The following is a 6,382-nucleotide window of genomic DNA, read 5'->3' as shown; positions in this document are numbered from 1 at the left end:
CGGCACCTGGAGGTGGAGGCAGCAGGAACCGGGCACGTGGGCACAGCTCCTGCCCGAGCAGCGCGACCGCCTGGGGCGCTGGGCGTACGGGGCGCGGCCCTCCCCGCGGCCATCGCCCCGGCGGAGCTCCGTCCGGCGCTGGCCGCCGCCCTCAAGGGCCCGAAGAAGCCGGGGAACAAGGCACAGGCGGCGTTCCAGCGGGGCCTGACCGCCTTGGCGGTGTGGGTGCAGAAGGAGGGGCAGCGGCCCGTCCCACGCGGCGCGGTCGTGGAGATCGCAGTCGACGGCGAGGCGGAGCCGGTACCCGTGAAACTCGGGGTATGGATCTCCAACACCAAGAGCCGGCGGGACAAGCTCACCGACGAGCAGCTGGTCGCCCTCGCCAACCTCGGCATCAAATGGGCACGGTAGAGGACCGGCATGCCGTGTGGCACCAGCACCTCCACGCGGAACGGTCGTCCAGTGCCAGAACCTCGGGACACGGCCCACTTGCACAATTGCACAAAAACGATCTTGGTGGCCTCGGGTGCTCAACAGTCGATCCTGCGTTCTCGACCGGCTGCAGGGATGTGGGCGGGCGTTGTCCGCTGCTGCAGCAGGCCCGCACGCAACGTATCTGCCACAGAAAGCTGAGGCCCAGTGTGATCCATGTCCCAGGCATCCCGGAGAGTCGTCTCTCCCGTGCTGGAGTTCTTCGTATTGCGCCCCTGCCGCAGGAGACCACGGCCTCTTTGATCGGCCGTGTTGCCGCCTGCTACGGGCTTGAGACATCGTCGCTGCGGTCCATCTGGAAGTGGCGCAGCCAGCAGCCCAGACACGAGAGCGGGGCTCCTCGGGCTGATGCCGATGTGCTGCTCAACGCCGGAGGCAGGCGGCTGCTGGTCCAGTTGTGCGGCGTCGAGGAAGGCGTGCTGGCGCGGGCGTTGCCGTCCTGCGGGCTGGAGGATGCCAGGCTGCCCGCCGAAGAGGACGAGGCGCCGACGGCGGTGTGGCGGGTCGGTGGGGTGCTCGCCGGGCCGGTGGCGTTCGGCTGCCGTCTGTGCACGGCGCGGCGCACGGGGGCGGGCGTGCGGGCGGTGCGGTACATGCCGCTCTGGTCCCGGGTGTGGATCCGGCACGGCAGGTGGCTCCTGGACGCGGACGCCGACCAGCCCTACGAGTATCTGGACGTACGGAACATACCGGAGATGGCCGCGGCGCCGCGGCGGTGGGCGGGAGTGGCGCGGCGGGCGGTGCGGGTGGGGTCCGGGCCGGAGCGGGTGTTCGCACTGGCGGGTGCGGTGGTAGGCCGGTGGTGGGAGCAGGCGTTGGGCTGGGAGCGGGAGACGGTCTGGCCTCGGCGGCTGCATCAGGTCGCGGGCGGGGATGCCGGGCCGGAATTCGAGTGGTGGCGGATCGTGGGGCGGGGCGCGGTCGTCTTCCCGGAGGGGGTGGCGGTCGCCGAGGCGCTGCTGGATCCGGCAATGGCCGAGCTGGTGTGGGTGGACAGCGGTGCCGGGCGGCCGCAAGCGCTGCCCGCCGACGGGCTGTTCTGCCGCCGGCTCGGAGAGCGTGTCGGACGGGAGTGGCTCGGGCCGCTGGCCGCGGCGGACCATGGCGGTCCGCTGATCGCGTGGATGAGCAGCGTGATCCGGTTGCGCCGTGGGGCCGGTGGGCCCCCCGGGTACGACAACGACCCCTGGTGGCTGCGCCGGGAGCATCAGCCGGTGACGATGGCCGGGCAGTTGCGGGTGCTGGGCAAGGAGAAGAGGGCGCCGGGCTCGGGGACGATGTGGCGGGCGGTGGTGCCGGCCGAGCAGCGGATGCGGATCGGCAGTCTCATCGGCAGTGCCGAGGAGCAGTTGCTGCAGCTGCGCGGCGTGCAGAGCGGGCCGACCGCCGAGGTCGCCCGGCAGGTGCTGCAAGGCCTCGGTCACAGTGCCGGTCTGGTCGAAGCGGCCTGGAAGCGGACCGCGGTGGCGGCGGTGAACGGCGGAGTGCCGTTGGAGGAGGTAGCCCGGTGGGCGGATATGTCTCCCGGGACACTGAAGAGGATGCTGTCGGCAGGTGGGGAGGAAGACGACGGCTGAGAACAAGGCAGGGACGCATCGGCTGTTAGCTGATACAGCACTCGTTTGTGGCAGAAACCCTGAAAACGACGATGCTTGTCGGCGGGAGCGGCTTGGCTGACGCGGGTGATCAGCACAGGAGAGGCCGCCCGGCCCGGGGGCCGGGCGAGGCGAGTGGCCGTGGATCGTCGGAGTGGGTTCGAGGCGGTGTTCCTCGATCCGGTGGGGCAGCCGGTTCAGCAGCGATGGGCGGATGCCGCCGTGGCCGTGGCGTTCGCGGAGTTGCCGCCGGTGTCGGCGTTCCCGGTGATCCCGGGGCGCCGCTGGGGGCCGGGGCTGTGGTGGTCGGCGACCACCGGGCGGCACGTGGCCGCCGGGTCGAACGCGATGCGCACCCAGCTGATGGTCCTGGACCGCGACCCGCACGTGACCGGGCTCGCGGGACGTCCGGTACGGCTGACGTGGCGCGAGGAGCGGGGCCGGGTGCGTTCCTGGGTACCGCAGTTGTTCGCCCGGTATCGCGACGGCACGGGTCTGCTGGCCGACTGCCCCAGCCACCCGGAAGCCGGCGGCGACCGTGCGGTGCAGGCCGCCGCAGCGGTGAGCGCGGCGTGTGAGGAGATCGGCTGGGCCTACCGGCGCCTTGCGCCGCTCGACGACGTCCTGGCCGCCAATCTGAAATGGCTGGCCGGCTACCGCCACCCCCGCAACGCCGGACGCCCCGGCCTGGCGCCCGCGGTTGTGGAGGCGTTCGCGCGGCCGCGGCCGCTGATCGAGGGCGTTGAAGCGGCCGGCGACCCGATCGAGATTCTTCCCGCCGTCTTTCACGCCCTGTGGCACGGGCGGGTGACGGCAGATCTGGAGGCGCCGCTGCACGAACACGTGATGGTTGGCCCTGCAGGCTGGAGTGGCCCGGGTCGCACGGCAGGAGGGGCTCGGTGACCGCGCGGCGCAATGCCCGGCCATCGGTGAAAGTCGGGGCGCAGGTCCGGTTCCGCGGTGTGAAGTGGCAGGTGGTCGCCCTGTCCGGGCAGGTGATCCACCTCGTCGGCCCGGACGGTGGTGGCGAGGCGGTGCTCGCCGGGTACCTGTTCGCCGATCCCGGCTTCAGCGTCATCGGGGCCGACGTGCCGCAGGCGGCCCCGCAGTGGGGGCTGTTCGAGACCGCCCCCGCCGCGGCGCGAGAGAAGGCCCTGGCCTGGCAGAGGCACGTGAGAGAAGTCGAATGCGGCCTTGCCGACGGGCCCGGCGGTGCTGGAGCGGTGCGGGAGCCGTACGACCCCGCACGGCACACCCTGGCCGAGCGGGAGCAGGCCAAGGCTAAGGAGCTGACCGCGCTCGGCTTCGGGAGGGTGTCGCGCACCACAGTGCAGCGCATGCGCCTGGCCTACCGCAAACAGGGACTGTGGGGACTCCTCGACCACCGGACCACCCGCGCTTCCAGCACCACCGGGCGCTCCGACGAACGAGTCGTCGCCGCCGTCCGTGAAGCACTGCGCCGCCGACGCGGGCGCTCCAAAGGCACCATCAACGGCCTGTTCCCCCTCATCAACCAGATCCTTCAGGAACAGCACGGCCCCGGCGCGGTGCCCGTACCGTCCCAGGCCACGCTGTACCGGCTCGTCACCTCCCTCGCCCGCCCCGGTGAGCTGCCCAGTGGTCCGGTGCGGCAGGTGCCCGCGAGTGTCGAGGGGCGGGCTTTTACCCCCGCCATGGCGCTGCGGCCGGGCGAGCAGGTCCAGATCGACACCACCCGCCTGGATGTCCTGGCACTCTTCGACGACGGGCGCCTGGCCCGGCCCGAGCTGACTATCGCCGTCGACGTCGCCACCCGCTCCATCCTGGCCGCCGTGCTGTGCCCGAACGCGACCAAGGCGGTGGATGCGGCCCTGCTGCTGGCGGAGATGGCGGTCCCGCACCCGGCCAGGCCGACCTGGCCGGACATCCTGCGCATGGACCATGCCCGCGCGCTCCCCTGCCAGCGGCTGGTCACGCTGGATGAGCGTCTGGCCGGTGCGGCGGCCCGGCCGGTCGTGTTGCCCGAGGCGATCGTCGTCGACCGGGGCAAGGTCTTCGTCTCCCGGGCGTTCACCGCCGCCTGCGAGAGCCTTGGCATCAGCGTCCAGCCCGCCCCGCCCCGTGCCCCCACCGCGAAGGGCATCGTCGAGCGCACCTTCGGCTCCATCAACGCCCTGTTCTGCCAGCACTTGCCCGGCTACACCGGATCCGACGTCGCCCGCCGCGGCCCCGACACCGAGAAAGACGCCTGCTACAGCGTCGCCCAGTTGCAAGACCTCCTCGATGAGTGGCTGGTGCACTACCACCACCGGCCCCACGAAGGTCTGCGCCACCCGATGATGCCCAGGAAGGCACTCACCCCGAACCAGATGTGGGCCGTCCTCGTCGCCGTCGCCGGATACGTACCCGTCCCGTTGACCGGGCGCGACTACCTCGAACTGCTGCCCGTGCGCCGGCAGGCCATCACCCCCGCCGGCATCACCATCCACCACCGCACCTACGACGCGGATCTCCTCGCCCCGCACCGCGGCCAGGCCTCCCCCGTCGCCGGCCGCGGCGGGAAATGGGAGATCCACTACAACCCGCACGACGTGCGCCAGATCTGGGTCCGGCTTCCCGACGGTGAACTCACCGAGATTCCGTGGATCCACCGCGACCACGTCCACCGGCCCTTCGACGAACGCACCTGGCAGCACATCCGCGCCCAGGCCGTTGATGGCAACCACGGTGATGCCGAGAGTCACGAAGCCGGCCTCGCCGACGCCCTCGACCAGCTCATGCGCCGCGTCCACAGCGGCCACGCCACCACAACGGAGCAGGCCCTCATGGCCCGCACCGCTCGCCTCCCGCTCCCCGAAGCCCGCGATGGGGACCACGGCACCGAAGCACCCGCCGGCAGCCCGGCGCAGCAAGGCGACGAAGGCAACGACGACAGCATCGATGACCTCGACGACCTGCCCGACGACGACGACAGCCCCGCCCCGGCCACCGGATTCGGGCTCTACAACGCGCACGAGGAAGCCGCCACATGGTGAACCCCAGCCAGACAGGCGCGAGCAGCACACCAGCCGGCGGCATCGGCGGAGCCGAGCCGTCCTGGCCGCTGACCACCTGGCAGGGCTGGCACCGTTTCGCGACCACCGACCCCGTCGTCCCTCCCCGGCCCGGCGACCCGCCCCGCAGTGCGGAGGAACGCCTGGCCTACCACTCCAGCTTCGTCACCATCCGCACCCCTGCCATCCACGCCCTGGCCACCCAGGTCCGCACCCTGATGATTCTCGGCCGCCACCAGCAGACCACCGCACGGCCCTCCCTCATCGTCACCGGGCCCGCCGCAGCAGGGAAAACCACCGCCCTCCTGAACGTCGGGCGTACCTGCCACCTCGCCCACACCCGCAAAAACCCGCCGTCACCGGGATCAGCGCATGCCGCGGTACCCGTCGCGTATGTTCTGGTCCCGCCCGGCGCGACCGCGAAGACCCTCATCACCGAGTTCGCCCGCTACCTCGGCATCCCCGTCACCGCGCGTATGACACAGACCCAGATCACCGAAGCCGTCTGCCACACCTACACCCAGGCTGGTGTCCAGTTGGTGATGATCGACGAGATCCACCGCCTCAACCCCCGCACCACCACCGGCGCCCAAACCGCCGACCTCATCAAAGACCTGAGCGAACGCCTCCCCGCCACGTTCGTCCACGCCGGCATCAACGTCACCGACACACCCCTGTTCACCGGGACGCGGGGCGCCCAACTCGCCGGACGCGCCACCCTCGTCGACTGCGGCCCCCTACCCGCCCGCCACGGCACCCGCCACCCCTTCCGCGACGTCATCACCGACATCGAAAACCATCTCGACCTCCAGCACCACAAACCCGGCACCCTCCCCCGCCACACCCCCTACCTCCACCAGCGCACCGCAGGCCGCATCGGATCCCTCACCCGACTCATCCGCCAAGCCGCCATCACCGCCATCCACGACGGCACCGAACGCATCACCAAAACCACCCTCGACACCATCCGCCTCGACCACCTCGCCGAAACCCACCACCGCCCCCGCCGAAGCCGATAGCCCACACCCACCGAGCAGCCAGAACAGCCCTGACCAGCACAAACACCAATCGGGCCATGACACGCCAGAACTAACTACAACACACCCAGCCCCACTCAACACAGAACACATAACTCCAGCCCACACACCTCGGCCACCCCCGACGAACCGCCAAATCCGCCTCTCAACAAACCCACAACACTCCAGGCCACCAACGACCCAGCACACCAACAAACCCCCCTCCGAGCGTTACCGGATCCTTCCG

General features: G+C 71.0%; 5 protein-coding genes. All 5 read left to right on the top strand.

The annotated features are described in order from the left end of the window. On the top strand, positions 1–411 hold a 411-nt coding region (locus FF041_RS00845; protein WP_228387956.1), incomplete at its 5' end, for a helicase associated domain-containing protein. A 320-nt stretch (positions 412–731) separates the two neighbouring features. Next, entirely contained in the window at positions 732–2,069 is a 1,338-nt protein-coding gene (locus FF041_RS00840) for a DNA-binding protein (RefSeq protein ID WP_228387955.1), read from the top strand. Between the two features lie 153 nt (positions 2,070–2,222). Next, positions 2,223–2,990 carry a TnsA-like heteromeric transposase endonuclease subunit gene (locus FF041_RS00835; protein ID WP_407698092.1) on the top strand — a complete coding sequence of 256 codons (768 nt, stop codon included), beginning with the start codon at positions 2,223–2,225 and terminating at the stop codon, positions 2,988–2,990. Beyond that, entirely contained in the window at positions 2,987–5,101 is a 2,115-nt protein-coding gene (locus tag FF041_RS00830; RefSeq protein ID WP_323390880.1) for a Mu transposase C-terminal domain-containing protein, read from the top strand. Before FF041_RS00835 ends, FF041_RS00830 begins: the two co-directional genes overlap by 4 nt. 68 nt (positions 5,102–5,169) lie before the next feature. Beyond that, positions 5,170–6,138 (top strand): TniB family NTP-binding protein, encoded by a 969-nt coding sequence (locus FF041_RS00825; protein WP_153520568.1) that lies wholly within the window; start codon positions 5,170–5,172, stop codon positions 6,136–6,138. Positions 6,139–6,382 lie beyond the last annotated feature (244 nt).

Source organism: Streptomyces jumonjinensis (assembly GCF_009600885.1).
GTDB lineage: Bacteria > Actinomycetota > Actinomycetes > Streptomycetales > Streptomycetaceae > Streptomyces > Streptomyces jumonjinensis.
This window is presented reverse-complemented; position numbering and strand designations above follow the sequence as displayed.